Origin of the sequence: Tabrizicola sp., from assembly GCF_030694085.1 — a bacterium.
Lineage (GTDB): Bacteria > Pseudomonadota > Alphaproteobacteria > Rhodobacterales > Rhodobacteraceae > Tabrizicola.
Genome location: NZ_JAUXZE010000022.1, coordinates 20,151 through 45,587 on the forward strand (window position 1 = coordinate 20,151; position 25,437 = coordinate 45,587).

Genomic DNA, 25,437 nt, shown 5'->3' on the forward strand with positions numbered 1-25,437 from the left:
CCCCGTTCCCGACGACAGCGTTCGTGGAGGTGCGCGCTTCGAGCTGATGATGGAACGTGGTCTGTGTGAAGCAGCCACAAGCGTCAGGGAGGAAGCGCAGCATGAAGCACTATGCCGGATTGGATGTTTCGGTGAAATGACCGACATCTGCATCGTCGATGAGAACGGACGAATTTGCAGTGAAGCAAAGGTTTTCAGCCATCCCGAGGATCTGTCGAGGGCCTTGACGGAGACAGGGTTCTGTATTGAACAGATCGGGCTCGAAGCTGGCCCACTGTCGCAGTGGTTGTTCGAGGGTATGGCGCAGGCTGGATTGCCGGTGATCTGTGTCGAGACGCGCCACACCAAGGCATTCCTGAGAGCTGAAATCAACAAAAGCGACCGGAATGACGCGCGTGGAATTGCGCAGATGATGCGCGTCAACCTGTATCGCCAGGTGCATGTAAAGACGCTGGCGAGCCAAAAGCGTCGGGCTCTACTGCGGGCCCGCAAGCTCTTGCAGGACAAGGCAATCGCTATTGAGAACGATACCGTGGCTTGGCAAACCGAGCGTAGTTGCCAACCTATAGGTTGGCAGATTGGCCCTTCGGGACATCAGCCTCGATCAAGCTCCTGTCCGAAGGACCAAGTCCTGGTCCCGACGGCACACCGGGAGGTGCCGACCTCGGCCTTCGGCAACCACCGCAAGTCGCAGCCATCGCTCAACCCCGCATTTTCAGATCTCACGTCACTTGGGGCCAGTCCCTCAGTTCTTTGGAAATCGTGATGTTGGAGCGCCCATAACGCTGGAAAAGCATGCTCATCAAAGAAACCGGTAGATGTCTCCTTGAAAATCTGTCACTTTAGGCATCATGGACGCCGCAAGATCACAGAATCTGAAGAAACTGCTCGATGCCGTGCCCGCCGGGTATCTGGTCGATGCCGCATGGCTCATCTCCCAAGGTATCGCCTACGAGAGCTTCCGTGACTATGTGAAGCGCGGCTGGCTGGAGCGTATCGCACGCGGTGTCTTCCGCCGCCCACTCCCCAGCACCGCAGCCACCCCGACGTCGAACAGCATCGACTGGAAGACCTGCATCCTGTCCACGCAGCACATCATGGGTCATGACCTGCATGTCGGCGGCACCAAGGCGCTCGGCGAACAAGGACATGCCCACTATCTGCGCCTCGGCGAAAGCGCTCCAGTTTGGGTCTATGGGGACAGTATCCCCAATTGGCTGGCGAAACTGCCGATGGACGCCCCGATAAGAACCCGCCCCCGATCCTTGTTTGCCGACCCGAAACTGGGCTTGATCGAGGGCATGACGACCGGCCAGCCATGGGACTGGGGTCTCACGATGTCGACGCCGGAGCGCGCGATCCTGGAGGCCATGGACGAGTTGCCCGACTATGAAAGCTTCCACACGCTCGACATGGTTTTTGAGAGCCTGACAACGCTGCGCCCAAAACTGCTTGCCGACCTCCTGCAGGCCTGCCGCAAGATCAAGGTCAAGCGCCTGTTCTTTGTCTTTGCCGACCGCCACGATCATCCTTGGCGCAAACGGATCGACGCGCAGGCCTTCGACCTCGGCAGCGGCGACCGAGCCTTGGTCCGAGGCGGCAAGATCCACCCGCGCTATCGGATCATGGTGCCGGAAGATTTAGTGAAACCGGAGGCCGACAGTGGCACGTGAGACCTATGAGGCCCGGGTGAAGCGGGGCTTTATTGCTTTGTTGACGCCCATCGACTACATTACGTGAGGAGTTACCTCACAGAGATGATGCAATGGCCTCGGTCGCAGCGAAAGTGATGTCGACAGTCAGCGCGCCCTACGGCGTGCTGGTGACGGCTACCCAGCTGGCCGAAAAGATCGCCAACAGCAAGAGCGTCGATGCCTTCGATTGCAGCGTGTTCACCTTCCTGTCCGAAGTGTCGCCCAAACTGCAGCAGTCGTTTATCGACGAGATGGGTGTCAGCAAGGACGCAGTCATTGTGGTCGCAAAAAAATTCTCCGAGCTCGCCGGATACAAGCTCCCGCTCGCGATCTGAATGAACGTCCCGCAGCCAAGCCGCTGGCCCGAGCTTTTTGACGCGGCTGTAGCGATCGTTGACCAAGCCAACGGTCAGGGTATCGGCATGACGAACTGGAGCTTTGGGGGCGGAACGGCTCTCATGCTCCAAATCAAGCATCGCGAAAGCCACGACATCGACCTCTTCATCGACGATGCCCAGTACCTCCCGTATTTGAACCCAGAGACGCAAGGATACAATCTCGCACTCGCACCGAGCGACTATGAGACCGATGGCACGCGCGCCTTGAAGATCGTGTTCAATGGCGTCGGCGAGATCGACTTCATCTGCTGCGACCCAGTCACCCAAGAACCGTATGTCATTTCCGAAATCCGCGGACGACGCGTCAAACTCGAGACGCCAGCCGAAATCCTGGCCAAGAAGGTAGTCTTCCGCGGTTCACACCTCCAGCCCCGGGATATGTTCGACATCGCCGCCGTCGCCCAGGCGATGGGCACCGACTACGTCGTTGAAGCCTGCTCCAGATTTCCTGATGCTTGCCGGGAAGCGCTCGCGGTAACCGAGAAAATGAATCCTGCGCTGGTTGATGCCATCACAGGCAAGTTGTTGGTGTCAGAGGGATTTCAGATTCTTCAGGGCAATGCACAGGGAGCAACGAAGGCAGTCCTGGTCGAAGCGATCGCGCGAGCAGGCTGACCGGTCGCAGACGGCCGGCCAAGCCGATCGGCTGCGACGCCAAGAGCATCCAGCCGGTCTTTGCCGTTGAGGCGCAGGAATGCCTCAGCCATGGAGCATCTCTCCAACCAATCGTGCCAGCCAAGTCGGGAACTGCGGCGCGGCGGACATCAGTTCAATCTTTGCCGTCTCCGTGAGCTTGGATCGCAGGATTTGCAGGGCCTTGGGAGCCTCATCCGGCCCGAGCCATGCCAGCGCACGGACGGCCTGGCCCGAGGTCTTGTTTCCAAGGGTCAACTGCCAGCGCGGCGCATGACGCAGTTCGACTGCCTGCTGGCCAAGGTTCCCCGCCCGAGTTAATCGCATTTTCCACCAGACCCACGACGGTAAACCGGTCGCGGCCAAGGCGGATCCGGTCGCCGATCACCAGCCCGGTCTTGCGGTCGGCGATCAATTCGAAATGGCTGCTACCAAATCCGCGCCCTTCGGCAATGCGCTGCGGTCCACCGGGACGGCCGGGTTCAAAGCCGATGACGTAAAGCCGCAAGGTCCGGCTCCCAAGGGCGGCCTCGATGGTCTGAAAGGTGATGGCACCCGCCTCGGCCACGCCGGGCATGCGGGCGACGGCGTCCCGCGTGTCCGCAGGGATGCTTGAGGCCTCGGCAAACGGGCCTTGCGTGCCCGCCTCGACCACCCAGACATCGGCTGCGGGGGCCTTCACCACGGCCAACGCGTCGGCCACCAGCCCGTTGTAGATGCCGATCATCGCCAGCACGACCGTCATCAGTAGCCCAAGACCAAAGCAGGTCAGGACAAAGCGGAATAGACCGTGCCGGATGTCGCGGATTGCAAGGTTCATGGCGTATCCCCGATCCGGGCCAGCCGTCCCTCGTCCGCGCCCTGCGGCGGGTTCGCCACGATCTGCGCGCCTTCGGGCAGGCCGCCCGTCACCTCGATCCGGCCACGGTCATCGCGTGCGCCGAACGTCAACTGTGCGCGCACCAGCCGCCCGTCCTGCACCGTCCAGACTTGGCCCTGAAAACCATCAAAACCGGAAATCGCCACTTCGGGCACCATCAAGGCGCTGGCCCGTGTGCCAGTCAGAATGCGCACCTCGGCCTGTTCACCCAGAAACATTTCGGCCGGGCAATCGGCGCAGGTCAGCCAGACCCGGCGTTCTTCGTTCACCCGGTCGCTTTCAAGACCGATGCGGGCAATGGTGCCGTGAAATTCGCCAGCGGGCTGCGACCGCAGGCGAATGGTGCCGGGCTGGCCCAGGGCCAGCTGACCTGCGCGCTCTTCGTCGATGTAGGCCTGTATCCAGATGGTGGCGGGATCGATGAGGGTAAAGATCGGATCGCCCGCCCGGACCACGGCCCCCGTTTCAGCGTGGCGGGCAACGATCACCGCGTCAAAGGGCGCAAACAGCCGGTGATGCGCCAGCAGTGTCTCTTCAAGTTGAAGGGCGGCGGCTGCGTCCGCTGCCTGTGCGCGGATCACGTCGCGCTCGGCCTCGGCCACGGCCACGTCGGCCCGGGCCACATCCTCGTCTCGCTGGGCCTCTTCGGCGCGCTGAAGACTTGCGGCTTCCTGACGGCTCAGTTCCAGCAGACGCAGATTTGCTGTCTCACGCTGCGCCAGAATGGCCCTTGCGCGGACAACGGAAGCCTCTGCCTTGGCCTGGTTGGCATGGCTGGCCGCAACAGCGGCGTGGGCGCGGGCAACGCGCGCTTCCTGTTCGCCCTGGTGCAATGCGCCGAGGATTTGCCCCCTGGCAACGCGGTCGCCCGCGTCGGCCGAGAGGGAGAGAAGCGTGGCGCTAACTTCAAAGCCAACCCGCGTCAGCACCCGCGCCTCAACGGTGCCAAGGCCGTAGATGCGCAGGGCCACGTCAGGTTCAGGTTCCACGACCGTCACGGTCAGCGGCCGCTCTGTCATGAACAGAACGCCTGCCCCGATGGCCAACACTGCCACAGCCCCGATGAACCATGCCTTTTGCATCACTCAGCCCCCTCTCACTCCTAGCAGCCGAAGTTGGACGGCCAGAAGCCGCAGTCCTTCGTCGCGCAGGACGAAATCCCGCGCGCCCAGCGACCAACGGATCGCCAATCCCTGAATGAGGGACGTCAGAAGTACGGCCACATCCCCGGCAGCAACATCCCTGAGCAGAGCGTTGTCCCGCTGGCCTGCGATGACTTCTTGCATCAACAGCCCGTGCAGCGCAGCCAGACGATCCCGGAACGCTGCACGCAAGGCGGCGTTTTCGACGTTCAGTTCGCGCGAGAACAAGAGCATGGGCAACGCGGGGTGCGCCTTGATCTGGTCCAGTTGCGCACCAACCAACGCCTTCAGGCGTTCGACCGGCGGGTTGGCTTCTTTCAGTGCTTCGGCCCAGGCCGCCGTGAGCAGGCCCGCTACATGATCGGCAACAGCCACCCACATCTCGGCCTTGGTCGGAAAATGCCGGAAGATGGCAGCCTGCGTTACCCCGACTTCCGCCGCGATGGCGCCGGTCGTCACCCGGTCCGGGCCGATCCTGTCGGCAAGATCAAGGATCACCGCGACAATCTGGGCTTTGCGAAGGTCTGCCGATTTGCGCATGGGGTTGCCTGATGTTGTAAGTAAGTAAATACTAACTTAAGGAGGCGTAGGAGTCAATCCGACTGTGGCAAAGCATGCAGAGATCAGCGGACCAAACTCAGGGAGAAGCGCGAGGGGTTGACCGCACGGGAAAGCGCGACGTCGTCAGGATCGCGCCAGTCGCATCGAGGGTGAACCTGCAAGCCCGGTCAGCATGACGAAATGTCAGCCGCCAGCGTCCCGCATCTTCGCCCTCTCCGGCTTCGCAAAGTGAGGTGAGTGTGCCGTCGCGCATGGCAAGGCGCACATCGTCCTCGGTCATCTTGAAGGCTTCGGCCAGAAGGGCGGCCGGAATGACGAAGCCCTCGCCGTCGCGTTCGATCCGGTTCATGGCTGCACCAAATTGCCAAGGGGACTTTGCGGTGCCAGCGCGATATCGGCCAGGGTCGACCGGTTCAGATCGTCCAGAAACGCCGCTTCCGCCGACCTCAACCGGGCCTTGAGGCGGCATCGCCCGTCGATCGAACACACCCCGGCATCGGCCCCGAAGCATTCGACCAACGGCTGGCCTTCCTCAAGTTGGCGCACGATGTCGCCCAGCCGGATTTCCGCCGCCGGGCGCGCGAGCACCGCACCACCACCGCCACCACGCCGGGTGTCGATGAAGCCCGCGCGCGACAGGTGCTGCATGATCTTTGCCAGATGATTGCGTGACAGCCCCAGATCCTCCGCCAGCTCGGACGTGGAAAACGCCCGCGCGGGATCGCCCGCCATGCGCATCAGCATGCGAAGGCCGAAATCGGTGAACGAGGTCAGGCGCATGCCGGCTGCTTCCCTTGAATTGGTATTTACAATACCTATTAGTAGGTCTAAGCCAAAGTGCAAGACGGAGACTCAGATGGAAACGGTCGCGCCACCACGGAACCCTACCTCTGCACGTCCAGCCGTGACGGCTGCCATGATGGCGGAAACCGGGCTGGACGAAGGTGTTCTGCATCAGCTGGTGCACCGCTTTTACGGCAAGGTGCGCGACGACAGGTTGCTGGGCCCGATCTTCGCGGCAAGGATCACCGATTGGCCCCCGCATCTGGAACGCATGGTGACCTTCTGGTCGTCGGTCGCCCTGATGACGGGTCAGTATCATGGCCGCCCGGTGCCTGCGCACACTCCGCTGCCGATCGAGGCGGCGCATTTCGACCGCTGGCTGGCGCTATTCCGTGCCACGGCAGAGGAAACCTGCACTCCGGCAGGCGCGGCCCATGTGATCGAACGCGCCGAACGCATCGCCCAATCCCTGCATATCGCGGTTGCATCCGCCCAAAGTTGCCCGGCCGCGCCACCCAAGCTGTTCTGACGACAGGAGCATCCCGATGACAAACGTCCCGATCCACGACGCCGCAGCGCTGACCCATCATATCGAGACCCGCTATCACGCGCGCCACCGCGAGCAGTTGCCGATGCTGGCTGCCATGGCCGAGCGGGTCGAGGATGTGCATTTCGGCGATGACGGTGTGCCAGATGGCCTCTCGGTACTTCTGCAGCAGATGATTGGCGAGATGGAAATCCACATGAAGAAAGAGGAGCTGATCCTCTTTCCCGCCATCCGCCGCGGCGGGATGCCGGGAATCGAGGCGCCGATTGCGGTGATGCGGGCGGATCACGCCGGGCATGACCGCGAAGTGGCCGAGATCCGGCGCCGGACTGGCAACCTGACCCTGCCTGACGGGGCCTGCGGCACCTGGACGCGGCTCTATGAAGGTCTGGCCGACTTCATCGACGACCTGACCGAACATATGCGGCTGGAAAACGAGGTGCTGTTTCCGCAGTTCGAACCCGCCGGGCGTGCCGATGCCTGATCCGGACCGCTATGCCTCGCCACCCTGTCTGGCTGCCGAGATCGCGCCCGATTACTTTGACCCGCTGACAACCGACCCCGAACAGGCCCGCGACGTGGCGCGCTGGCGACGGGCCGAACGAATCCGCCTGCGGGCTGAACGGGACGCGCTTTCGGTGGTTGACCGGCAGGCCGCAGGTGCCGCATTGGCGCAGCAGCTTCGGCAGGTCCTGTCGGACAGGTTCGACGGCGCGGCGGGGATGGTCCTGTCTGCCTACTGGCCGATCAAGGGTGAACCCGATCTGCGCGGACTGATGGCCGAACTGCTCGAGGCAGGCGTCATCATCGCGCTGCCGGTGGTGGAAGTGCGGGCCAGCCCGCTGGTCTTTCGTCGCTGGCATCCCGGGTTGCACATGATCCGGGGGCACTGGAACATACCCGTGCCCCCACCCGAGGCTGACCGACTTGCACCCGATGTGGCGCTGGCACCCGTCGTCGGCTGGGACAGCGCCGGGTTCCGGCTGGGCTATGGCGGCGGGTATTTCGACCGCACTCTGGCCACGCTGGCGCCACGACCATTTACCATCGGGATCGGATTGCAGGCGGCGCAGATGTCCACCATCTTTCCCCAGCCTCACGACATTCCGCTGGATGTCATCCTGACCGAGGCTGGCGTCCAGTTTCAGCGCGAGGATCCATGACAAGTTCCGCCGAACAGATGCGCGCCTGGCGTGGGCCGGCCCTCCTGACCTACGGGTTTCGCCCCTTCTTCTTCGGCGCTGGCGTCTGGGCCGCCCTGGCGATGACCCTGTGGGTGCCGATGCTGTCGGGGCGTCTGACCCTGCCGACCGCATTTGACCCGGTGTCCTGGCATGCGCACGAATTTCTGTTCGGTTATGTGGCTGCCGTCATCGCGGGGTTCTTGCTGACAGCGGTTCCGAACTGGACCGGCAGGTTGCCGATAGTCGGCTGGCCGCTCGGTGCCCTGTTCGCGCTGTGGCTGATCGGGCGGTTGGCGGTTGCGGCATCGCTTTACCTGCCGCCCATTGCCGTGGCGCTGGCCGACCTTGCGATGCCGGTCGCGCTTGCCGCCGTGATCGGGCGCGAGATCGTGGCGGGCAGGAACTGGCGCAACCTGATCGTGCTGGCAATGTTGGGCGTGCTGACCCTTGGCAACGGCATCTTCCATCTCGAGGCCGCGCGTGGAGACTATGCCGCGCAAGGCTACGGTCTGAAGATCGGGCTTGGCGCGATGGTCATGATGATTGCGGTGATCGGGGGGCGGATCGTTCCGTCCTTCACGCGCAACTGGCTGGTCAAGCGCGGGCCGGGGCGGTTGCCCGTGCCGCCGATGCAAAGGTTCGACAAGGCAGCACTTCTGACCCTGCTGACCGCTCTTCTGGCCTGGGTCGTCTTGCCAGATCACCTGGTGACCGGCGCGCTGCTGCTGACGGCGGGGACGCTGCACGCCGTCCGGTTGGCGCGCTGGGCTGGGGACCGGACGCTGGCCGAACCCTTGGTCGCGGTCTTGCACCTTGGCTATGCTTTCCTGCCGCTCGGCGCCCTGGCATTGGGTGCAGAGATCCTTGCCCCCGGCCTGATCGGCATGGCGGCAGCGCAGCACCTTTGGATGGGCGGTGCGGCTGGACTGATGACGCTGGCCGTGATGACCCGGGCCACGCTTGGCCACACCGGACAGACCCTGACCGCCGGGCCCGGTACAGTCCTTGTCTATGCGGCGCTGGTCGTGGCGGTGCTGGCCCGGTTCGCCGCAGGGATCTGGCCTGACCAGGCGCCGGTCCTGCACATGGTTGCCGGGGCGGCGTGGATCCTGTCCTTCGCGGGATTTGCCGTGCTCTATGGCCGTCTGCTGCTGCGCCTGCCGGCTGCAAAGCGCATCTGAGGAACGCCATGGATTGGCTGGAATTCACGGCTGCCTTTGCGGCGTTCTTCCTGACCCACTCGATACCGCTGCGACCGGCCGTGCGCCCGCACCTGCAGCGGGCCCTCGGCCGGCGCGGTTTCACGCTGGTCTATTCGGCACTTTCCATTGCCATGCTGGGCTGGCTGATCGCCGCCGCTGGTCGGGCGCCTTTTGTGCCGCTGTGGACCTGGGCCCCCTGGCAGCCTCTTGTCCCGCTGGTCGTCATGCTGCTGGTCTGCCTGATCCTGTCACTGGCCATAGCGCGGCCCAATCCGTTTTCCTTCGGCGGCACGCGGAATGAGACGTTCGACCCGGCCCGTCCGGGGATCGTGCGGTTGTTCCGCCATCCGCTGCTTCTTGCCCTGGCGCTGTGGGCAGGAGCTCATCTCGTGCCGAACGGAGACCTTGCGCATGTCATCCTGTTCGGCACCTTCGCCGGTTTCGCTCTCCTTGGACAACGCTTGATCGACCGCCGCAAGCGGCGCGAGATTGGCAAGGATTGGGACGCTTTGGCCGCAAAGGTCAAAGGCGCGGCGCCCCTGCCGTTGCCGCTGCCGCGGCTTGCGGCGGGTTTGGCCCTTTACCTGCTGCTGATCGCCGCGCACCCGTTGCTCTTCGGGGTCAGCCCCTTACCGTGACCCTCAGGTCGAATGGTCGTCGATCCAGGGGTTGGGTCTTGCGAACCTCTCCAGATCGGCCTGATCGCCAATCACGATGCGTGTGCCCTCGACCGTAACGCCGTACGGTTGCAGGCCCTTGAAGGCGCGGCTCAGATTCTCGGGCGTCATGCCCAAGACAGAGGCGAGGCGGCGCTTTTCGAAATCAAGCTCGACCACGGGGCCTCCACCGGCTCGTTTCTGCTGGCGCAAAAGATAGTTCGCCAGCCGTTCCAGCGAGGTTCGAAGCTTCAGGTCCTTCTGTGCCTTGATGACCGAGCGGTAACACTGCGCCAGCTCCGTCACGATCGCCCGGGCGAAACTGCCGTCCGTATCAAAGATCGCACGCACGTCCTGGCTGGGGATCAGGACGATTCGGCTTTTCTCCAGCGTTCTGGCCGACATCAGATAGGGTGCGTTCTTGATCGTTGCCGCCAGGATGAAGGTCGAAACGGGCCTCACGGTCGCAAGGCTGGTTTCACGGCCGTTCCACGTCGAGAACAGATCGACCGAGCCGGACAGGACAACGTGCAGAAAATCGCTGGGCTCGCCTTCGCCGATCAATTCGATCTGCGGTGGGAAATTCTGCACATAGGCACCGCGCATCAGCGACAGGAAATTCGCCTCCGCCATTTCGGCAAACAGGTTGAGTGCTCGAATCTCTGGATAATGAGCCTCGGGCATGTCGTGCGCTCCGCATCAGTTAAAAGCCAGATCACCGGATCACTTGATTTTTGTCAATGCTGTAATTGATCAGCGCTGGACATGACTTGATGCGCCAGTGCTTACGGGGAAACAAAATTCTTTAACCTATTTATTTGATTTAGAAATTGTCCTCGCATGATCTAGATCAAGTCTTTTGACCCTCTCGGGCAGGCACGTCTGCTTGCGATCCCCTTTCCGGGGACCAAGCAATTCTTGCCGGAGACCCCTGCCATGCAGCCGCACGCCACAGTCTCACGCGCCGACCAGACGCGCGCCCTGAGCCTGAGCACGATCGCCTTCACCGCCTGTTTCGCGGTCTGGACGATTTTTTCCATCATCGGTGTCGCCATCAAGGGCGAGCTGGGTCTAAACGACACCCAGTTCGGCCTGTTGGTAGCAACCCCGATCCTGACTGGGTCGCTGACCCGGATCTTTCTGGGCGTCTGGACCGAGAAGTATGGCGGACGGCTGGTCTTTTCCGGCCAGATGATCCTGGCCGCGCTGGCAACATGGGCGCTGACCTTTGCCGATACCTACATCATGTATCTGGTTGCGGCTCTGGGCGTGGGCCTTGCGGGCGGGTCCTTCATCATCGGCGTGGCCTATGTCAGCCGCTGGTATGATGCGGGCCATCAAGGCACGGCCCTGGGGATCTTTGGCGCAGGCAACATCGGTGCGGCGGTAACCAAGTTCGTCGCCCCCTTCGTGATGGTGGCCTATGGCTGGCAAGGCGTGGCGAATGTCTGGGCGGCGGCGCTTGCCCTGATGGGCGTGATCTTCTTCGTCTTTGCCAAGGACGACCCGGCGCTGGTGGAGCGTCGCAGGACGGGGGCCAAGGCACCCGGCTTTGCACAGCAGTTCGCGCCCCTTAAGAACCTGCAGGTCTGGCGCTTCTCGCTCTACTACTTCTTCGTCTTCGGTGCCTTCGTGGCACTGGCGCTGTGGCTGCCGCACTACCTGATCGACGTCTACAAGGTTGACGTCCGCACGGCGGGCATGGCGGCGGCGTCCTTCAGCCTTTCCGCCTCGCTGTTCCGCGCCTATGGCGGGCACCTTTCGGACAAGTTCGGCGCGCGGTCGGTCATGTACTGGACCTTCGGCTTTTCGATGTTGTTCCTCTTCATGCTGTCCTATCCGCCCACGGATTACGTCATTCAGGGCAAGGACGGCACCATCGCCTTTTCGACCAGCATGGGGTTGTGGCCCTTCATCGCAACGCTGTTTGCCCTTGGCTTCTTCATGAGCCTTGGCAAGGCGGCGGTGTTCAAGCACATCCCGGTCTACTACCCTAACCATGTGGGCGCGGTCGGGGGCCTTGTGGGCATGATCGGCGGCCTCGGCGGCTTTGTCCTGCCGATCGCCTTCGGCGCGCTGCTTGACCTCACCGGCATCTACACCTCGTGCTTTGCGCTGCTCTTCGTGCTGGTCGCCATCGCGCTCACCTGGATGCACCTGTCAATCCGCGCGATGGAGCGTGCCGCCCATGGCGAGGCGCTGGACCGTCTGCCGCAACTCCCGGAGATGCAGGCCATCCACCACCCGGAACGCACCACCATGCCGCGCGTGCTGGAGGACTGGCATCCAGAGGACCCAACCTTCTGGGCCGAAAAGGGCAGGGCGGTCGCACGCCGCAACCTGTGGCTCTCGATCCCGGCGCTGCTTCTGGCCTTCTCGGTCTGGATGGTGTGGTCGATGGTGGTGGCCAAGCTTCCGCTGATCGGCTTTGCCTTCACCCCCGAACAGCTGTTCTGGCTGGCTGCCTTGCCCGCGCTGTCGGGCGCCACGCTGCGGATCTTCTACGGCTTCATGGTGCCAATCTTTGGCGGCAGGCTTTGGACAACGCTGTCCACCGCGTCGCTGATGCTGCCCGCCATCGGCATCGGCTATGCCGTGCAGAACCCGGAAACCCCTTACTTCATCTTCCTGGTGCTGGCGCTGCTCTGCGGCCTTGGCGGAGCCAACTTCGCTTCTTCCATGGCCAACATCGGATACTTCTTCCCGAAGGCCGAGAAAGGCAACGCGCTGGCACTGAACGCAGGGCTTGGCAACCTTGGCGTCAGCGTCATGCAGTTCCTGGTGCCACTGGTCATTACCGTGGGCGTCTTCGGCGCCATGGGCGGGGCACCGCAGACGATGGCTGAAGGGGGCGAGCTGTGGCTGCAGAACGCAGGCTTCATCTGGGTGCCGTTCATCCTGATCTCCACCGTGGCCGCATGGCTGGGAATGAACGACATCGCTGATGCCAAGGCCAGCTTTGCCCAGCAGTCGGTGATCTTCGGGCGCACCCACAACTGGCTGATGTGTGTCCTCTACATCGGCACTTTCGGCAGCTTCATCGGCTATTCGGCAGGCTTCCCCTTGCTGTCGAAGATCGCCTTCCCGGATGTGAACGCGCTGCAATACGTCTTCCTGGGCCCACTGGTTGGCGCACTGTCGCGTGCCGGCACGGGTTGGGTATCGGACAAGTTTGGCGGCGGTCGGGTCACGTTCTGGGTGTTCCTGGGCATGATCGCATCCGTGCTGGCTGTGATCCTGTCCTTGCAGGCGGGCAGCTTTGCCGGGTTCTTCGCCGGGTTCATGGCGCTCTTCTTATTCACCGGGGTCGGCAACGCGTCGACCTTCCAGATGATCCCGGTCATCATGGGCAAGGAAGTACCCCGCCTGATGCCGCAACTGACCGGCATGGACCGTGCCCGTCAGATCGCGATGGAATCCAGCGGCATCGTCGCCTTCACCAGCGCCATCGGGGCCTACGGCGGGTTCTTCATCCCCAAGGCCTATGGCTCGTCCATCGCCATGACCGGCAGCCCGATCGGCGCGCTGTGGCTGTTCCTCGCCTTCTACGTGATCTGCCTTGCCATCACCTGGGTCGCCTACACGCGCCCCGGCGGGCTTCTCCATGACATCGAGCGCGGCCGTGCCATCACCGCCGCCCACCCCGCAGAATAACGAAAGGAAGCCCAAATGAGCCACCTGCTCGACAGACTGAACTTCTTCCAAAGCAAAGAGCTTGAGCAATTCTCGGACGGCTGGGGCCAGACCACGCGCGAGAACCGGGACTGGGAAGACACGTACAGAAACCGCTGGCGGCACGACAAGATCGTGCGCTCGACCCACGGGGTGAACTGCACCGGGTCCTGTTCGTGGAAGATCTACGTCAAGTCCGGCATCGTGACCTGGGAAACCCAGCAGACCGACTATCCGCGCACCCGGGCGGGCCTGCCCAACCATGAACCGCGCGGCTGCGCGCGGGGTGCCTCCTACAGCTGGTATCTCTATTCTGCCAACCGGGTGAAAAACCCGCTGATCCGCGGCGCCCTGATGCGCGCCTGGCGCAAGATGCGTCCCTCGATGACGCCGGTCGCCGCCTGGGCCGCGATCCAGAACGATCCCGCCCTGCGCGCAAGCTACACCAAGACGCGCGGCAAGGGCGGCTTCGTGCGCGCCACCTGGGACGAAGCGACCGAGATCATCGCCGCCGCCAACGCCTATACCGCCAAGACCCATGGCCCTGACCGCGTCTTCGGCTTCTCGCCGATCCCCGCCATGTCGATGGTCAGCTACGCCGCCGGCTCGCGCTACCTGTCGCTGCTGGGCGGCACCTGCATGTCGTTCTACGACTGGTATTGCGACCTGCCGCCTGCCTCCCCCCAGACCTGGGGCGAACAGACCGACGTGCCGGAATCGGCCGACTGGTATAACGCGGGCTTCCTGATGCTATGGGGCTCGAACGTGCCCCAGACCCGCACCCCCGACGCGCATTTCTATACCGAGGTGCGTTATCGCGGGACCAAATCCGCCGTGGTCAGCCCCGACTATTCCGAGGCCGCCAAGTTCGGCGACATCTGGCTGAACCCGCAGGCCGGCACCGATGCTGCGCTGGCGATGGCAATGGGCCATGTGATCCTGCGCGAATACCACCTTGACCGGCAGGCCGAGTATTTCGAGGACTACGCCCGCAAATACACCGACATGCCGATGCTGGTCCGGCTGGAAGACCGCGATGGCCACCTTGTCCCCGGACGCATGCTGCGCGCCGAGGATTTTGCCGGAGGTCTGGGCGAAACCAACAACCCCGACTGGAAGACCGTCGCCTATGACGAGGCTTCGGGCCAGATCGTTGCCCCCAACGGCTCCATCGGTTTCCGCTGGGGCGAAGAGGGTAAATGGAACCTTGAGCAGCGCGCCAAGGGGGCCGAAGCAAACCTGCGGCTAAGCCAGATACTTGACGAACATCACGACGAGGTTGTGGGCGTCGACTTCCCTTATTTCGGTGGTGTCGCCACGGGCGACTTCGTCAAATGCGATCACCCCGAAGTGCTGACCCGCAACATTCCGGCGCGGCGTGTAACCCTTGCTGACGGGTCACAGGCACTGGTCGCCACGGTGTTCGACCTCTTCTGCGCCAACTACGGGCTGGACCGGGGTCTTGGCGGCAAGTGGGTGTCGAAGGACTTCAACGACGACAGCCCCTATACCCCAGCCTGGGCCGAGAAGATCACCGGCGTCGCACGGGAAAAGATCATCGCTGTGGCGCGGGAATTCGCGGGCAATGCCGAAAAGACCCATGGCAAGAGCATGGTCATCCTTGGGGCCGGTCTGAACCACTGGTACCACATGGACATGAACTACCGCGGCATCATCAACATGCTGGTGATGTGCGGTTGCATCGGTCAGGAAGGCGGCGGCTGGTCGCATTATGTGGGGCAGGAGAAACTCCGCCCGCAGACCGGCTGGGCGCCTCTGGCCTTCGCGCTGGACTGGAACCGCCCGCCCCGGCACATGAACTCCACCTCGTGCTGGTATGCCCATACCGACCAGTGGCGTTATGAGACGCTGCGCGCGGGCGAGATCCTGTCGCCGACCGCGCCAAAGGGCGATTGGGACATTTCCCTCATCGACTACAACATCCGGGCGGAACGGATGGGCTGGCTGCCGTCTGCCCCGCAGCTGAAAACCAACCCGCTGGAGGTGTCGAAAGCCGCCAAGGCCGCAGGCAAGGCCATTCCGGCCTATGTGGCCGAACAGCTGAAGTCCGGCGCCTTGCAGATGTCCTGCGAAGATCCGGACGCCCCGGAAAACTGGCCGCGCAACCTCTTTGTATGGCGCTCGAACCTTCTGGGATCATCCGGCAAGGGCCACGAATACTTCCTCAAGCACCTTCTGGGCACCGATCACGGCGTGATGGGCAAGGACCTTGGCGAAGAAGGCGGCGTGATGCCGAAGGAGGCCGTCTGGCACAAGGACGCGCCCAAAGGGAAACTTGACCTTCTGGTGACCATCGACTTCCGGATGTCCACCACCTGCGTCTACTCTGACATCGTGCTGCCCACCGCCAGCTGGTACGAAAAGGACGACCTGAACACCTCGGACATGCACCCCTTCATCCACCCGCTGCAGGCGGCGGTGGACCCCGCGTATGAGTCGAAGTCGGATTGGGAAATCTTCAAGTCGATCGCGAAGAAGTTCAGCGAAGTCGCCCCAGAGGTGCTTGGGGTCGAGACCGACATCGTTCAGCTTCCCCTGCTGCACGACACCCCCGGCGAGTTGGCACAGGCCCATGTGAAGGACTGGAAGAAGGGCGAATGTGACCTGATCCCCGGCAAGACCGCCCCGAACTATATCGCGGTCGAACGGGACTATCCCAATCTTTACAAGAAGTTCACCTCGGTCGGTCCCTTGCTTGAAAAGCTCGGCAACGGCGGCAAGGGGATCAACTGGGATACCAAGGTCGAGGTCGGCCATCTGCGCGACCTGAACGGGGTCGTGCAGGACGAAGGCGTGTCGCAGGGCCTGGCCAAGCTGGAAACCGCGATCAACGCGGCGGAAATGATCCTGATGCTCGCCCCCGAAACCAACGGCGAAGTGGCCGTCAAGGCGTGGGAGGAACTGGAGAAACCCACCGGTCGCCACCACGCCCACCTGGCCGAAGGTGCGCACCACACCAAGATCCGCTTCCGCGATATCGCGGCGCAACCGCGCAAGATCATTTCCAGTCCCACCTGGTCGGGGATCGAATCCGAGACGGTCTGCTACAACGCCGGCTACACTAACGTGCATGAGCTGATCCCGTGGCGGACGCTGACCGGCCGCCAGCAGCTTTATCAGGATCACCTCTGGATGCGGGCCTTTGGCGAAGGTTTCGTCAGCTACCGCCCGCCGGTGGACCTGAAGACCATCACCAAGGCCGTCAACAACGACGCAGCCGAGGGCAACCCGCATGTCGTGCTGAACTTCATCACACCGCACCAGAAATGGGGCATCCACAGCACCTACACTGACAACCTGTTGATGCTGACCCTGAACCGGGGTGGCCCAGTTGTCTGGATGTCCGAGGTGGACGCCAAGACGGCCGGTCTGGTCGATAACGACTGGGTCGAGGCCTACAACATCAACGGTGCCTTGACCGCGCGGGTGGTGGTCAGCCAGCGGATCAAGCAGGGCACGCTCTTCATGTATCACGCGCAGGAAAAGATCGTGAATACGCCCGGTTCGGAAAAGACCGGCAACCGGGGCGGCATCCACAACTCGGTCACCCGCGCCACGCTGAAGCCCACGCACATGATCGGCGGCTATGCGCAACTGTCCTATGGTTTCAACTACTACGGCACCGTCGGCAGCAACCGCGACGAATTCGTGATCGTTCGCAAGATGAAGAAAGTTGACTGGCTGGATACGCCCGCAACCAAGCATGTGGAGGCCGCAGAATGAAAGTTCGCGCGCAAATCGGCAAGGTCCTGAACCTCGACAAATGCATCGGGTGCCACACCTGCTCGGTCACCTGCAAGAACGTCTGGACCAGCCGCGAAGGCGTTGAATACGCCTGGTTCAACAACGTCGAGACGAAGCCCGGCACCGGTTATCCGACCGACTGGGAAAACCAGAAGCGCTGGAATGGCGGCTGGTCGCGGTCGAAGTCGGGCAAGCTGCACCCCAAGCAGGGGTCAAAGTGGCGGATCATGGCGAACATCTTTGCCAATCCGTCCATGCCGGAAATCGACGATTATTATGAGCCGTTCGATTTCGACTATGACCACCTGAAATCCGCGCCCGACATGAACGCCTTCCCCACCGCGCGCCCCCGGTCCAAGATCACCGGCGAGCGGATGGAGAAGATCGAAAAGGGCCCGAACTGGGAGGAAATCCTGGGGGGGGAATTCTCGAAGCGGTCGGCCGACTACAACTTCGAGAACATCCAAAAGCAGATCTACGGTGAATACGAAAACACCTTCATGATGTATCTGCCGCGCCTGTGCGAGCATTGCCTGAACCCGACCTGCTCTGCCTCTTGCCCCTCAGGCGCGATCTACAAGCGTGAGGAAGACGGCATCGTCCTGATCGACCAGGAGAAATGCCGGGGCTGGCGGATGTGCATCACCGGCTGCCCCTACAAGAAGGTGTATTACAACTGGGACACCGGAAAATCCGAGAAATGCACCTTCTGCTATCCCCGGATTGAATCCGGCCAGCCCACCGTCTGTTCCGAAACCTGCGTCGGCCGCATCCGCTATCTGGGCGTGGTCCTGTATGACGCCGACAAGATCGCGGCGGCGGCAAGTGTGGAACGCGAAACCGACCTCTACGGTGCGCAGCTGGACGTGTTCCTTGACCCGAACGACCCCGAGGTGATCGCCGCCGCCCGCCGCGATGGCATCCCCGAGGACTGGATCGAATCCGCCAAGATCAGCCCGATCTGGAAAATGGCGATGGAGTGGAAGGTCGCCTTCCCGCTGCATCCCGAATACCGCACCCTGCCGATGGTCTGGTACATCCCGCCGCTGTCGCCGATCCAGAACGCAGCACAAGCGGGTCAGATCGCGATGAGCGACCAGATGCCCGACGTGCGCAGCTTGCGCATCCCGGTGCAATATCTGGCCAACATGCTGACGGCGGGGGATGAGGAACCCATCGTCCACGCGCTGGAACGGATGTCGGCCATGCGTCTCTACATGCGGGCCCTGACCGTTGACGGCGTGCGGGACGAAGGCATCGCGGCCCGCGTCGGCATGTCGGGCCGGATGATCGAGGACATGTACAAGATCATGGCCATCGCCGACTACGAGGACCGCTTCGCCATCCCCACCGCGCACCGCGAACAGAACGAAGCCGGCGCCGACATTCGTGGCGGCTGCGGCTTTACCGACGGTAACGGCTGTTCCTCGGGCGACACCGGCAAGACCAGCCTGTTCGGCGGCAAGAAGAAGTCCTTCGCCCTTCCGCTGGAGTCATTCTGATGGACCGCACACTCAAGGCACTGTCACTGATCCTCAGCTATCCGACGGCGGAACTGCAGGAGGCTATGCCGGAAATCGGGGCCATCCTCGCCGCCGATCCCCGGCTGACACCTGCAACCCGCGCCGCGCTGCAACGGCTGACCAGCAACCTCGGACAGGGTGACCTGTTCGACGTGCAGGAAAGCTATGTCATGCTGTTCGACCGCTCACGCACGCTGTCATTGAACCTCTTCGAACATGTCCACGGCGAAAGCCGGGACCGGGGCGGTGCGATGGTCAGCCTGATCGAAACCTACCGGGCGGCGGGTTTTGAGCCTGCCACCACGGAACTGCCCGACCACCTGCCGGTGCTGCTGGAATTCCTGTCGACGCGTCCCTTCGCCGAAGCGCAGGAAACCTTGGCGGACGCGGCGCATATCCTTGACGCTCTCGCAACCCGGCTGGTCCGGCGCGAAAGCGGATATGACGCCGCGTTCGCCGCTCTTTCCCAGCTTGCAGGCGGACAGGCCGATGTCGAAGCCGTGGCGGGAATGCTGGCGCAGGCCGACGACGATCCGACCGATCTCACCGCGCTGGATGCGGTGTGGGAGGAAACCGAAGTGACCTTCGGGCCCGACCCAAACGCTGGCTGCCCGCAGGTCCGCGACATGCTGGCCACCATGGACAAGCCAGCCCCCACCCCCCTGAACAGGAGCGCATGACATGTTCGGCGATTTCGACATCAACTTCGTCATCTTCGGGGTCATGCCCTATGTCGCGCTGACCGTGTTCCTTGTCGGCTCCATCGCGCGCTATGAACGCGACCCCTTCACCTGGAAAAGCTCCTCCAGCCAGCTTTTGCGCAAGAAGCAACTGATCTGGGGCTCGATCCTGTTCCATGTCGGCATCCTGACGGTGTTCTTTGGCCACCTTGTCGGTCTTTTCACCCCGGTCTGGGTGCTGGATGCGCTTGGCGTGCCCTACGGGCTGAAGCAATGGCTGGCCGTGCTGATCGGCGGGCCGGCGGGCCTTGCCGCGCTGATCGGCGGCACGATGCTGATCCACCGCCGCCTGACCGACCCGCGCATCCGCGCCACCTCGACCACGTTGGACATCCTGATCCTGCTGCTGATCTGGCTGCAGCTGGCCATTGGCCTTCTGACCATCACCCAGTCGCTGCAACACATGGACGGCGCCGAGATGATCCGCTTCATGGAATGGTCGCAAAGCGTGGTCACCTGGAACGTGAACGCCTGGGTCACCATGGTCGACGTGCACTGGCTGTTCAAGCTGCACATCTTCCTTGGCCTGATCATCACCATGCTGTTTCCCTTCACCCGGCTGGTTCATATCTGGTCCGGTTTCGCCGCGCCCTTCCGCTATCTTCTGACGCGGCCCGGCTATCAGATCGTGCGGTCGCGCCGCCGTCGCCCGCTGGAAGAACGCCGCCGCGCCTATGACGCCCGGCAAGGCAAATCCGGCCCCAAAGCCACCACACCGGCGGAGTGATCGCGATGAACATGGCCCTTTTCCCTGAAGTCGTCGTGAACGGCGAAACCATCCCCTCGGCGGCGATTGCTGCCGAGGCCCAGAACCACAGCGCGCCCAAGGACAAGCCCGGAATCGCTTGGCGCAAGGCGGCGCAGGCCCTCGCGATCCGTGCCCTGTTGCTGCAGGAAGCCCGCGCACGTGGGCTGACCGGCGACCCCGAAGAACTCTCCCCGGGCCGGGTTGAAACCGAGGATGAGGCGCTGATCCGTGCCCTCCTGGACGAGGCGCTGACGATTGCACCCGTTACGGATGCCGAGGTGCAGGCCGAATGGGCCAAGGACCCGGACAGGTTCCGGTCCGCCCCCCTTTGGGATGTGTCGCACATCCTCTGCGCCTGCGATCCGCGGGACGCAGAGGAAACCGCAATGGCCGAAGCCCGCGCCAAAGACGTGCTGGCGCGGCTGGGCGGTGATGCCAAGGGCTTCGCCCTGGCCGCGCGCGAAAGCGATTGCGGATCCAAGGCGCAAGGTGGCCATCTGGGCCAGCTTGGCCCCGGCGATACCGTGCCCGAGTTCGAGGCTGCCCTGCGCGGTTTGTCTGATGGCCAGACGACACTTGCGCCTATCCTGTCGCGCCACGGCTGGCACATCATCCGGCTGAACGCGATCGCTCCGGGGCAGGTTCTTCCCTATGAGGCCGTTCGCCCGAAGATCGCGCAGGCACTGGAGAAAGCGGCCTGGGCCCGCGCCTCGCGCGTCTTCATCGAAGGGCTGGCCAAAGACGCGCAGATCACGGGCGCAAGTCTGGCGCCGATCTAAGCGGCGCGAAAGGAGTGGTCATGAAGGTCCTGCAGTCTCATCAGATACGTCGCGGCGACGGTCTAACACCGACAGATGCCACGTTGCTTTCAACGCCTCTCGAATTTCTCTGTCAGGATCACCTGCGCGAACGTCAGGTTTGCAGCCTCCTCGACAGCCTGGCCTCCTCCTTGTCCTTTGATCCGCCTTCTGCCCGGAACGTGCTGCGGTTCGTTAATGAAGAGCTGAGCGTCCACATGCAGGACGACGCCGAAGACCTGTTTCCGCTGCTGTCGCGCCGCTGCACGGCTGAAGATGGAATTGGACGTGCGATTGCCCGCATCTCTACAGACCTCGAAGAAGCAGCCCGGCTTTTGCCAGAGCTTCGGGCTGCCCTTGCCCGCTGCCTCGACACCGGGTCCGAGCTGTCGACTGAGGACCGCCGGGTGTTTACACTGTTTGCAGGCCATGTGCGGCGTCACCTTGCAGCCGAAAACGCAATCCTGCTGCCAATTGCCCGCGCCCGTCTGACGCGGCGAGACTTGAAAGAGCTATCTTCGCACATGCGGTCGCGCCGAGGACTGGAACCTCTTACGGAGGCGTCTGATGCTGGCTGATCTATTGGAGCGGAACCGGGATTGGTCGGCAAGCAGGCAGGCCCAGGAACCTGATTACTTCACCCGTCTGGCAGCCCTGCAGGCGCCCGAGTATTTCTGGATCGGCTGTTCGGACAGCCGTGTGCCCGCAAATGTGGTGGCGGGCCTCGATCCGGGTGAGGTCTTTGTCCATCGCAACGTCGCGAACATCGTCCATTCGTCCGACATGAACCTGCTGTCGGCTCTGGAATTCGCGGTCGACGCGTTGAAGGTACGCGAAATCATCGTCTGCGGGCATTACGGCTGCGGCGGGGTCAAGGCCGCCACCGAGGACCTGCCACATGGCCTTGTCGATCACTGGCTGGAACCCATTCGCCGGCTGGCACGTGCCTACGCCGTCGATCTGGGCCGAGAAACCGACATTGAGGGGCGGCGTGACCGGTTGGCGGAGTTCAACGTGATCGAAGGTGTGCGCCGCGTCTGCGAAACGCCGATCCTGCAACGGGCCTGGGCCCGCGGGGCAAAGGTGCGTGTCCACGGATTGATCTACGGGCTGAAGGACGGGCGCCTGCGCGATCTCGATTGCACCATCGGACCGGGCCATTTCAAAGAGGAGGAGGCTGAATGACGATCCTGCAACCCATTACACCAGAAGGCTGCGGTTGCGACCGACGCGATACGCTGAAAACGCTGCTCAGCGTCGATGATGCACTGGCCCTTATCCATGCAGGGACCACGGCTATCACCGGTTCCGAGATGCTCGCGACTGGGCTTGCACTAGGCCGCATCCTTGCCGACCCTGTTGCTGCCCTTCAGATGACCCCCCCATTCGACAATGCCGCGATGGATGGCTATGCGGTCGCGACATCGTCGCTGTCGGGGCCAGGACCGTGGCATCTGCCGGTCACCGGGCGTGTTCCGGCAGGGCAGGCGGCAACACCACTGTCAGGTTCGCAGGCCAGCCGCATTTTTACCGGTGCCCCGATCCCGGCTGGCGCGGATGCCGTGGTGATGCAGGAAGATGTCCACCGGACCGGGTCAACGATCCGGATCGACCACCGGCCGAAGCCCGGCCTGAACATCCGCCGCGCAGGAAGCGAGTTGGCCGCAGGTGCCCTTGTCCTGCAAAAGGGGAGGCGCCTCGGCACCCGCGAAATCGCGGTTTGCGCCGCGGCCGGGGCATCGCAGGTACGCGTCCGCAGACGCCTGCGCGTAGCACTTCTGGTGACCGGCGATGAAATCCAGCAGGCGGGCGGCGACCGGTCAGCGGCGCAGATATGGGATGTAAACACTCCGATGCTGCGCGCGGCCCTGACGCGACCGGACATTGAGCTGGTCGCCGTCGAAACGGGTCTCGACAGCCGGGATGGGTTGTTCCTGCAGATCGCCGAACTGACCGAGATGGCTGACCTGTTGATCACGACTGGCGGAATTTCGGTTGGAGAAGAAGACCATGTGAAACCAGCCCTTACCGCTATGGGGGCTGAGATCATCTTCAGTGGTGTCGCAATCAAGCCGGGCAAGCCGATCTCGTTCGGGCAGGTCCGGGGGGCCAAGTGGCTTGGCCTTCCCGGCAACCCGCTCTCTGCCTTCATCACCTGGCACCTCTTCGGCGAGGCTCTGGTCAAGCGCATGACAGGCGAGATTGGCCACGGCGTTGCACGCAGGCATGTAGTGATCTCACAGGATATCCTCCGCAAGCCAGGGCGTTGCGAGTTTCGCCCGGCCTATTTCACCGGTTTTGATCCGCACGGACGTGAAGTCGTAGGCATTGAGCCTGAGACGCATTCCTCTCGCGTGGCGGGCCTCTCCATGGCGTCTGGCCTTATCTACCTACCCGCTGATGCTGAAATTCTTCCCGCTGGGGCATTGGTCGAATTCCAGCCCTTCTGCCCGAACTGAGGACTACCAGGATGAAACTTGCCTATACGATGGCGCCCGGCCGGGGTGATACCGACCTCATTCTCCACAAGCTTGCCAGCGATCTCGCAGAACGTGGCCTCAGATGTCGAGGAACCGTCCAGATCAATTCCGAGCGGGCAGACTCGGGCCCCTGCGACATGGACGTGAAAGTGCTGCCCGATGGACCGGCGCTGCGGATCAGTCAGGATCTTGGCCCTTCTGCACGCGGTTGCAGGCTTGACCCCGCTGCACTGGAGACGGCTGTCGGGCTGGTCGCAGCCAGCATCACCGATGGTGCGGACGTGCTTATCGTGAACAAATTCGGCAAACATGAAGCCGAAGGACGCGGTTTTCGCGCGGTGATCGCCGAGGCATTGGCACTGGGCATGCCTGTGATCGTCGGCGTGAATGGCTTGAACCTGGCCGGCTTCGAAGAGTTTACCAGCGGGCTGGCCACCCGTCTGCCACCAGACTGCGAAGCGCTGGCGGCCTGGGTGTCGCAGGCAATCGCTCCAGCAATCGAAGCTGCGTGATGATCGCTGCCTTCAGCTTGTGACGAGCCGTATCGCCGTGCCGATGATCTAGGCATAGTGTCGATCACCATTCTAAAACTGGTCGTTGTCGCGTAGCCCTTAATTATGAGACGACGAATTCAATAAAATCAATGGGACACCGTGGGACCGTTCAACTTCCTGGGGTCATGCGGCACGCTGAAAAAGCGGTAAAGGCACGAATGGGGAGATGGTGGTCTGCCTCGATTGAATAGGCGGCCGGTAGGCGAGACGTTCCGCAAGATCGCCATTGGCAAGGGCAACACGAACCTGCAGGAGCAGGTTTGCCCCGCGTTCTGACCAACGCATCTGCTGTTTCTTGACCATCCGCCTTGCCACGAGATTGTTGACACTCGCTTCAGCGGCCGTAGAGGCGATGCGCTTCCCTTCGCGATATCTTGCGCCGTAGTTGGCGATCGAACCTCGGTTCTGCGCAATGTAGGTACGCAAGCTCAACAGGCCGCCGCGTAGCGAGACGATCGCGGCACTGCCCTGTTCATCTCCCTTCAGGTCGTGAAACAGTCGACCGATCAGGTCAATTGCCCTGTCTGTTTGACCGTTCCAAAGACGCCATCTGACCGCTGCTATGTCCTCCTGAAACTCCTCCTGCTCATCCGGTGGCAGTCGTCGCGCCCACCAAGCGGCAGTCTGCTCGACGGGGCGCAGTTTCATGGCAATGTGAAACCAGTCGAGGATGTGCTTGGCCGGCTGCGGAAGTGCGAATTTCAAGCGCTTCAAACAGTCCTCACCGTCAGAAATCACGGTGATATCGCCCTTGCCCTCGTAGCCGAGGCGCTTGAGAGCAAGCAGCCCTTCCGCCCTTATTCTCCGTCGCGATGTGCCAGAAAAGGCGAACAGAACTCCTCGGTCGGATCCGACCCCGCCACGGCTTGCGTGGCAGATGACTGCTTCGAAACTTCGCGTTTCACGGCCGCGTATCTGAGGGATGTGAGCAGTATCGATGCTAAGGACAAATTCCCGTTCTGGGTCTCCAGGCAGCGGCAGCTCGCGTTGACGACGCTCCTGCGTATCAACTTGTTCAAAGAACATGCGCTGTTCTTCTTTTTCTTCCAGTCGCTTGCCGACTGCGAGCGTGCGATGTCGCAGGGTCGTGTGCCGAGTTGGTGTCTGCCCAGGCAGGAAATCGGCCAGAATTTCCGCCGCTGACCGGTAGGGCATAACTGCACCGAGCTTGGCTGTCAGCGTCATTAGTTCAGCGGTCGCACGGTCGGGACAGAGCTCGGAGACCGGGGTGATTGTGAAATCAAGGCCGGGCGTGCAGCGGCGACAGGGGTATAGCCTCGGGCTTTCCATGGTGACAGCTCCGTAAACTGTCTGGACCGTTCTGGTCGAATAGTCCTGGGAGTGGACAGAACATGGGGGTCGTCGTCGTCGTTGTGGCCCGTGCTAAGGTGAGTTCTTTGCGAGGGGGGCTGCCATGGACGTTCGGATTACAATCGAAACGACCTTCGATAATGGGGAGAAGCGCATTCATCAGCTTG

At 62.6% G+C, this 25,437-nt stretch carries 24 protein-coding genes and 2 pseudogenes; 19 read left to right on the forward strand and 7 right to left on the reverse strand.

All coding sequences use genetic code 11. From position 1 onward, the window contains the following. Positions 1 to 101: 101 nt before the first annotated feature. The 4 genes and pseudogenes from Q8M85_RS03290 to Q8M85_RS03305 form a co-directional block, all read left to right on the forward strand. A pseudogene (locus Q8M85_RS03290) lies at positions 102 to 529 on the forward strand (transposase); the annotation flags it as partial. Between the two features lie 322 nt (positions 530 to 851). Next, positions 852 to 1,673: a type IV toxin-antitoxin system AbiEi family antitoxin gene (locus tag Q8M85_RS03295; RefSeq protein ID WP_305540221.1), complete on the forward strand. Its 822-nt coding sequence runs from the start codon at positions 852 to 854 to the stop codon at positions 1,671 to 1,673. A 92-nt stretch (positions 1,674 to 1,765) separates the two neighbouring features. Then, positions 1,766 to 2,029: a hypothetical protein gene (locus tag Q8M85_RS03300; protein WP_305540224.1), complete on the forward strand. Its 264-nt coding sequence runs from the start codon at positions 1,766 to 1,768 to the stop codon at positions 2,027 to 2,029. After that, on the forward strand, positions 2,030 to 2,707 hold the full coding sequence (locus Q8M85_RS03305; RefSeq protein ID WP_305540227.1) for a nucleotidyl transferase AbiEii/AbiGii toxin family protein: 678 nt from the start codon (positions 2,030 to 2,032) through the stop codon (positions 2,705 to 2,707). 211 nt (positions 2,708 to 2,918) lie between these two features. Here Q8M85_RS03305 and Q8M85_RS03310 read toward each other — a convergent pair whose 3' ends face one another. The 5 genes from Q8M85_RS03310 to Q8M85_RS03330 all read right to left on the reverse strand — a co-directional run bounded on the left by Q8M85_RS03310 (position 2,919) and on the right by Q8M85_RS03330 (position 6,088). Next, positions 2,919 to 3,545, reverse strand: coding sequence for an ABC transporter permease (locus tag Q8M85_RS03310; RefSeq protein ID WP_305540230.1), 627 nt, complete (start codon positions 3,543 to 3,545; stop codon positions 2,919 to 2,921). Further along, entirely contained in the window at positions 3,542 to 4,687 is a 1,146-nt protein-coding gene (locus Q8M85_RS03315; protein WP_305540233.1) for an efflux RND transporter periplasmic adaptor subunit, read from the reverse strand. The genes Q8M85_RS03310 and Q8M85_RS03315 overlap by 4 nt, the downstream gene beginning before the upstream one ends. Before the next feature lie 3 nt (positions 4,688 to 4,690). Beyond that, complete coding sequence (locus Q8M85_RS03320; protein ID WP_305540236.1) at positions 4,691 to 5,287, reverse strand: TetR/AcrR family transcriptional regulator; 597 nt, start codon at positions 5,285 to 5,287, stop codon at positions 4,691 to 4,693. 97 nt (positions 5,288 to 5,384) lie between these two features. Next, on the reverse strand, positions 5,385 to 5,657 hold the full coding sequence (locus tag Q8M85_RS03325; protein ID WP_305540239.1) for a DUF6522 family protein: 273 nt from the start codon (positions 5,655 to 5,657) through the stop codon (positions 5,385 to 5,387). Continuing rightward, positions 5,654 to 6,088, reverse strand: a complete 435-nt coding sequence (locus Q8M85_RS03330) for an Rrf2 family transcriptional regulator (protein ID WP_305540242.1) — start codon at positions 6,086 to 6,088, stop codon at positions 5,654 to 5,656. The genes Q8M85_RS03325 and Q8M85_RS03330 overlap by 4 nt, the downstream gene beginning before the upstream one ends. Positions 6,089 to 6,164: 76 nt before the next feature. Here Q8M85_RS03330 and Q8M85_RS03335 point away from each other — a divergent pair, with 76 nt between their 5' ends. The 5 genes from Q8M85_RS03335 to Q8M85_RS03355 are packed head-to-tail and all read left to right on the forward strand — an operon-like array spanning position 6,165 to position 9,662. Beyond that, the gene (locus Q8M85_RS03335; RefSeq protein WP_305540246.1) at positions 6,165 to 6,620 is read left to right on the forward strand and encodes a group III truncated hemoglobin; all 456 of its coding nucleotides are present in this window, start codon (positions 6,165 to 6,167) and stop codon (positions 6,618 to 6,620) included. Positions 6,621 to 6,636: 16 nt separating this feature from the next. Then, positions 6,637 to 7,122: a hemerythrin domain-containing protein gene (locus Q8M85_RS03340; protein ID WP_305540249.1), complete on the forward strand. Its 486-nt coding sequence runs from the start codon at positions 6,637 to 6,639 to the stop codon at positions 7,120 to 7,122. Next, positions 7,115 to 7,801 carry a 5-formyltetrahydrofolate cyclo-ligase gene (locus Q8M85_RS03345; protein ID WP_305540251.1) on the forward strand — a complete coding sequence of 229 codons (687 nt, stop codon included), beginning with the start codon at positions 7,115 to 7,117 and terminating at the stop codon, positions 7,799 to 7,801. Before Q8M85_RS03340 ends, Q8M85_RS03345 begins: the two co-directional genes overlap by 8 nt. Next, positions 7,798 to 9,003: an NnrS family protein gene (locus tag Q8M85_RS03350; protein ID WP_305540253.1), complete on the forward strand. Its 1,206-nt coding sequence runs from the start codon at positions 7,798 to 7,800 to the stop codon at positions 9,001 to 9,003. Before Q8M85_RS03345 ends, Q8M85_RS03350 begins: the two co-directional genes overlap by 4 nt. An 8-nt stretch (positions 9,004 to 9,011) precedes the next feature. Then, complete coding sequence (locus Q8M85_RS03355) at positions 9,012 to 9,662, forward strand: NnrU family protein (protein WP_305540255.1); 651 nt, start codon at positions 9,012 to 9,014, stop codon at positions 9,660 to 9,662. Between the two features lie 3 nt (positions 9,663 to 9,665). Here Q8M85_RS03355 and Q8M85_RS03360 read toward each other — a convergent pair whose 3' ends face one another. Beyond that, positions 9,666 to 10,364: a cyclic nucleotide-binding domain-containing protein gene (locus Q8M85_RS03360; RefSeq protein ID WP_305540257.1), complete on the reverse strand. Its 699-nt coding sequence runs from the start codon at positions 10,362 to 10,364 to the stop codon at positions 9,666 to 9,668. Between the two features lie 252 nt (positions 10,365 to 10,616). Between Q8M85_RS03360 and Q8M85_RS03365 the strand changes: the two genes are divergently transcribed. Genes Q8M85_RS03365 through Q8M85_RS03410 form a run of 10 tightly spaced genes read left to right on the forward strand, consistent with a single transcriptional unit; the run spans position 10,617 to position 23,917 of the window. After that, positions 10,617 to 13,334 carry an MFS transporter gene (locus tag Q8M85_RS03365; protein ID WP_305540259.1) on the forward strand — a complete coding sequence of 906 codons (2,718 nt, stop codon included), beginning with the start codon at positions 10,617 to 10,619 and terminating at the stop codon, positions 13,332 to 13,334. Between the two features lie 15 nt (positions 13,335 to 13,349). Beyond that, a complete protein-coding gene (locus tag Q8M85_RS03370) occupies positions 13,350 to 17,096 on the forward strand; it encodes a nitrate reductase subunit alpha (protein ID WP_305540261.1) in 3,747 nt (1,248 codons plus the stop codon). Next, positions 17,093 to 18,619 carry a nitrate reductase subunit beta gene (gene narH, locus Q8M85_RS03375; protein ID WP_305540264.1) on the forward strand — a complete coding sequence of 509 codons (1,527 nt, stop codon included), beginning with the start codon at positions 17,093 to 17,095 and terminating at the stop codon, positions 18,617 to 18,619. The genes Q8M85_RS03370 and narH overlap by 4 nt, the downstream gene beginning before the upstream one ends. Beyond that, entirely contained in the window at positions 18,619 to 19,320 is a 702-nt protein-coding gene (gene narJ, locus Q8M85_RS03380; RefSeq protein WP_101754756.1) for a nitrate reductase molybdenum cofactor assembly chaperone, read from the forward strand. The genes narH and narJ overlap by 1 nt, the downstream gene beginning before the upstream one ends. 1 nt (position 19,321) lies before the next feature. After that, positions 19,322 to 20,107: a respiratory nitrate reductase subunit gamma gene (gene narI / locus Q8M85_RS03385; protein ID WP_305540268.1), complete on the forward strand. Its 786-nt coding sequence runs from the start codon at positions 19,322 to 19,324 to the stop codon at positions 20,105 to 20,107. A 5-nt stretch (positions 20,108 to 20,112) separates the two neighbouring features. Beyond that, complete coding sequence (locus Q8M85_RS03390; RefSeq protein ID WP_305540271.1) at positions 20,113 to 20,907, forward strand: peptidylprolyl isomerase; 795 nt, start codon at positions 20,113 to 20,115, stop codon at positions 20,905 to 20,907. 20 nt (positions 20,908 to 20,927) lie between these two features. Next, positions 20,928 to 21,503 (forward strand): hemerythrin domain-containing protein, encoded by a 576-nt coding sequence (locus Q8M85_RS03395; RefSeq protein WP_305540274.1) that lies wholly within the window; start codon positions 20,928 to 20,930, stop codon positions 21,501 to 21,503. Beyond that, a complete protein-coding gene (locus Q8M85_RS03400) occupies positions 21,493 to 22,110 on the forward strand; it encodes a carbonic anhydrase (protein WP_305540277.1) in 618 nt (205 codons plus the stop codon). The genes Q8M85_RS03395 and Q8M85_RS03400 overlap by 11 nt, the downstream gene beginning before the upstream one ends. Next, entirely contained in the window at positions 22,107 to 23,384 is a 1,278-nt protein-coding gene (gene glp, locus Q8M85_RS03405) for a gephyrin-like molybdotransferase Glp (protein ID WP_305540280.1), read from the forward strand. The genes Q8M85_RS03400 and glp overlap by 4 nt, the downstream gene beginning before the upstream one ends. Positions 23,385 to 23,395: 11 nt before the next feature. Continuing rightward, positions 23,396 to 23,917 carry a DUF2478 domain-containing protein gene (locus Q8M85_RS03410; protein ID WP_305540282.1) on the forward strand — a complete coding sequence of 174 codons (522 nt, stop codon included), beginning with the start codon at positions 23,396 to 23,398 and terminating at the stop codon, positions 23,915 to 23,917. Positions 23,918 to 24,082: 165 nt separating this feature from the next. On the opposite strand, the pseudogene Q8M85_RS03415 reads toward Q8M85_RS03410, so the two are convergent. Further along, positions 24,083 to 25,291, reverse strand: a pseudogene (locus tag Q8M85_RS03415) (ISKra4 family transposase); the annotation flags it as partial. Between the last annotated feature and the right edge of the window lie 146 nt (positions 25,292 to 25,437).

Coding starts and splice junctions, on each gene's coding strand:
- Q8M85_RS03295 (WP_305540221.1), top strand. CDS start 852: ATGGACGCCGCAAGATCACAGAATCTGAAGAAACTGCTCGATGCCGTG.
- Q8M85_RS03300 (WP_305540224.1), top strand. CDS start 1,766: ATGGCCTCGGTCGCAGCGAAAGTGATGTCGACAGTCAGCGCGCCCTAC.
- Q8M85_RS03305 (WP_305540227.1), top strand. CDS start 2,030: ATGAACGTCCCGCAGCCAAGCCGCTGGCCCGAGCTTTTTGACGCGGCT.
- Q8M85_RS03310 (WP_305540230.1), bottom strand. CDS start 3,545: ATGAACCTTGCAATCCGCGACATCCGGCACGGTCTATTCCGCTTTGTC.
- Q8M85_RS03315 (WP_305540233.1), bottom strand. CDS start 4,687: ATGCAAAAGGCATGGTTCATCGGGGCTGTGGCAGTGTTGGCCATCGGG.
- Q8M85_RS03320 (WP_305540236.1), bottom strand. CDS start 5,287: ATGCGCAAATCGGCAGACCTTCGCAAAGCCCAGATTGTCGCGGTGATC.
- Q8M85_RS03325 (WP_305540239.1), bottom strand. CDS start 5,657: ATGAACCGGATCGAACGCGACGGCGAGGGCTTCGTCATTCCGGCCGCC.
- Q8M85_RS03330 (WP_305540242.1), bottom strand. CDS start 6,088: ATGCGCCTGACCTCGTTCACCGATTTCGGCCTTCGCATGCTGATGCGC.
- Q8M85_RS03335 (WP_305540246.1), top strand. CDS start 6,165: ATGGAAACGGTCGCGCCACCACGGAACCCTACCTCTGCACGTCCAGCC.
- Q8M85_RS03340 (WP_305540249.1), top strand. CDS start 6,637: ATGACAAACGTCCCGATCCACGACGCCGCAGCGCTGACCCATCATATC.
- Q8M85_RS03345 (WP_305540251.1), top strand. CDS start 7,115: ATGCCTGATCCGGACCGCTATGCCTCGCCACCCTGTCTGGCTGCCGAG.
- Q8M85_RS03350 (WP_305540253.1), top strand. CDS start 7,798: ATGACAAGTTCCGCCGAACAGATGCGCGCCTGGCGTGGGCCGGCCCTC.
- Q8M85_RS03355 (WP_305540255.1), top strand. CDS start 9,012: ATGGATTGGCTGGAATTCACGGCTGCCTTTGCGGCGTTCTTCCTGACC.
- Q8M85_RS03360 (WP_305540257.1), bottom strand. CDS start 10,364: ATGCCCGAGGCTCATTATCCAGAGATTCGAGCACTCAACCTGTTTGCC.
- Q8M85_RS03365 (WP_305540259.1), top strand. CDS start 10,617: ATGCAGCCGCACGCCACAGTCTCACGCGCCGACCAGACGCGCGCCCTG.
- Q8M85_RS03370 (WP_305540261.1), top strand. CDS start 13,350: ATGAGCCACCTGCTCGACAGACTGAACTTCTTCCAAAGCAAAGAGCTT.
- narH (WP_305540264.1), top strand. CDS start 17,093: ATGAAAGTTCGCGCGCAAATCGGCAAGGTCCTGAACCTCGACAAATGC.
- narJ (WP_101754756.1), top strand. CDS start 18,619: ATGGACCGCACACTCAAGGCACTGTCACTGATCCTCAGCTATCCGACG.
- narI (WP_305540268.1), top strand. CDS start 19,322: ATGTTCGGCGATTTCGACATCAACTTCGTCATCTTCGGGGTCATGCCC.
- Q8M85_RS03390 (WP_305540271.1), top strand. CDS start 20,113: ATGAACATGGCCCTTTTCCCTGAAGTCGTCGTGAACGGCGAAACCATC.
- Q8M85_RS03395 (WP_305540274.1), top strand. CDS start 20,928: ATGAAGGTCCTGCAGTCTCATCAGATACGTCGCGGCGACGGTCTAACA.
- Q8M85_RS03400 (WP_305540277.1), top strand. CDS start 21,493: ATGCTGGCTGATCTATTGGAGCGGAACCGGGATTGGTCGGCAAGCAGG.
- glp (WP_305540280.1), top strand. CDS start 22,107: ATGACGATCCTGCAACCCATTACACCAGAAGGCTGCGGTTGCGACCGA.
- Q8M85_RS03410 (WP_305540282.1), top strand. CDS start 23,396: ATGAAACTTGCCTATACGATGGCGCCCGGCCGGGGTGATACCGACCTC.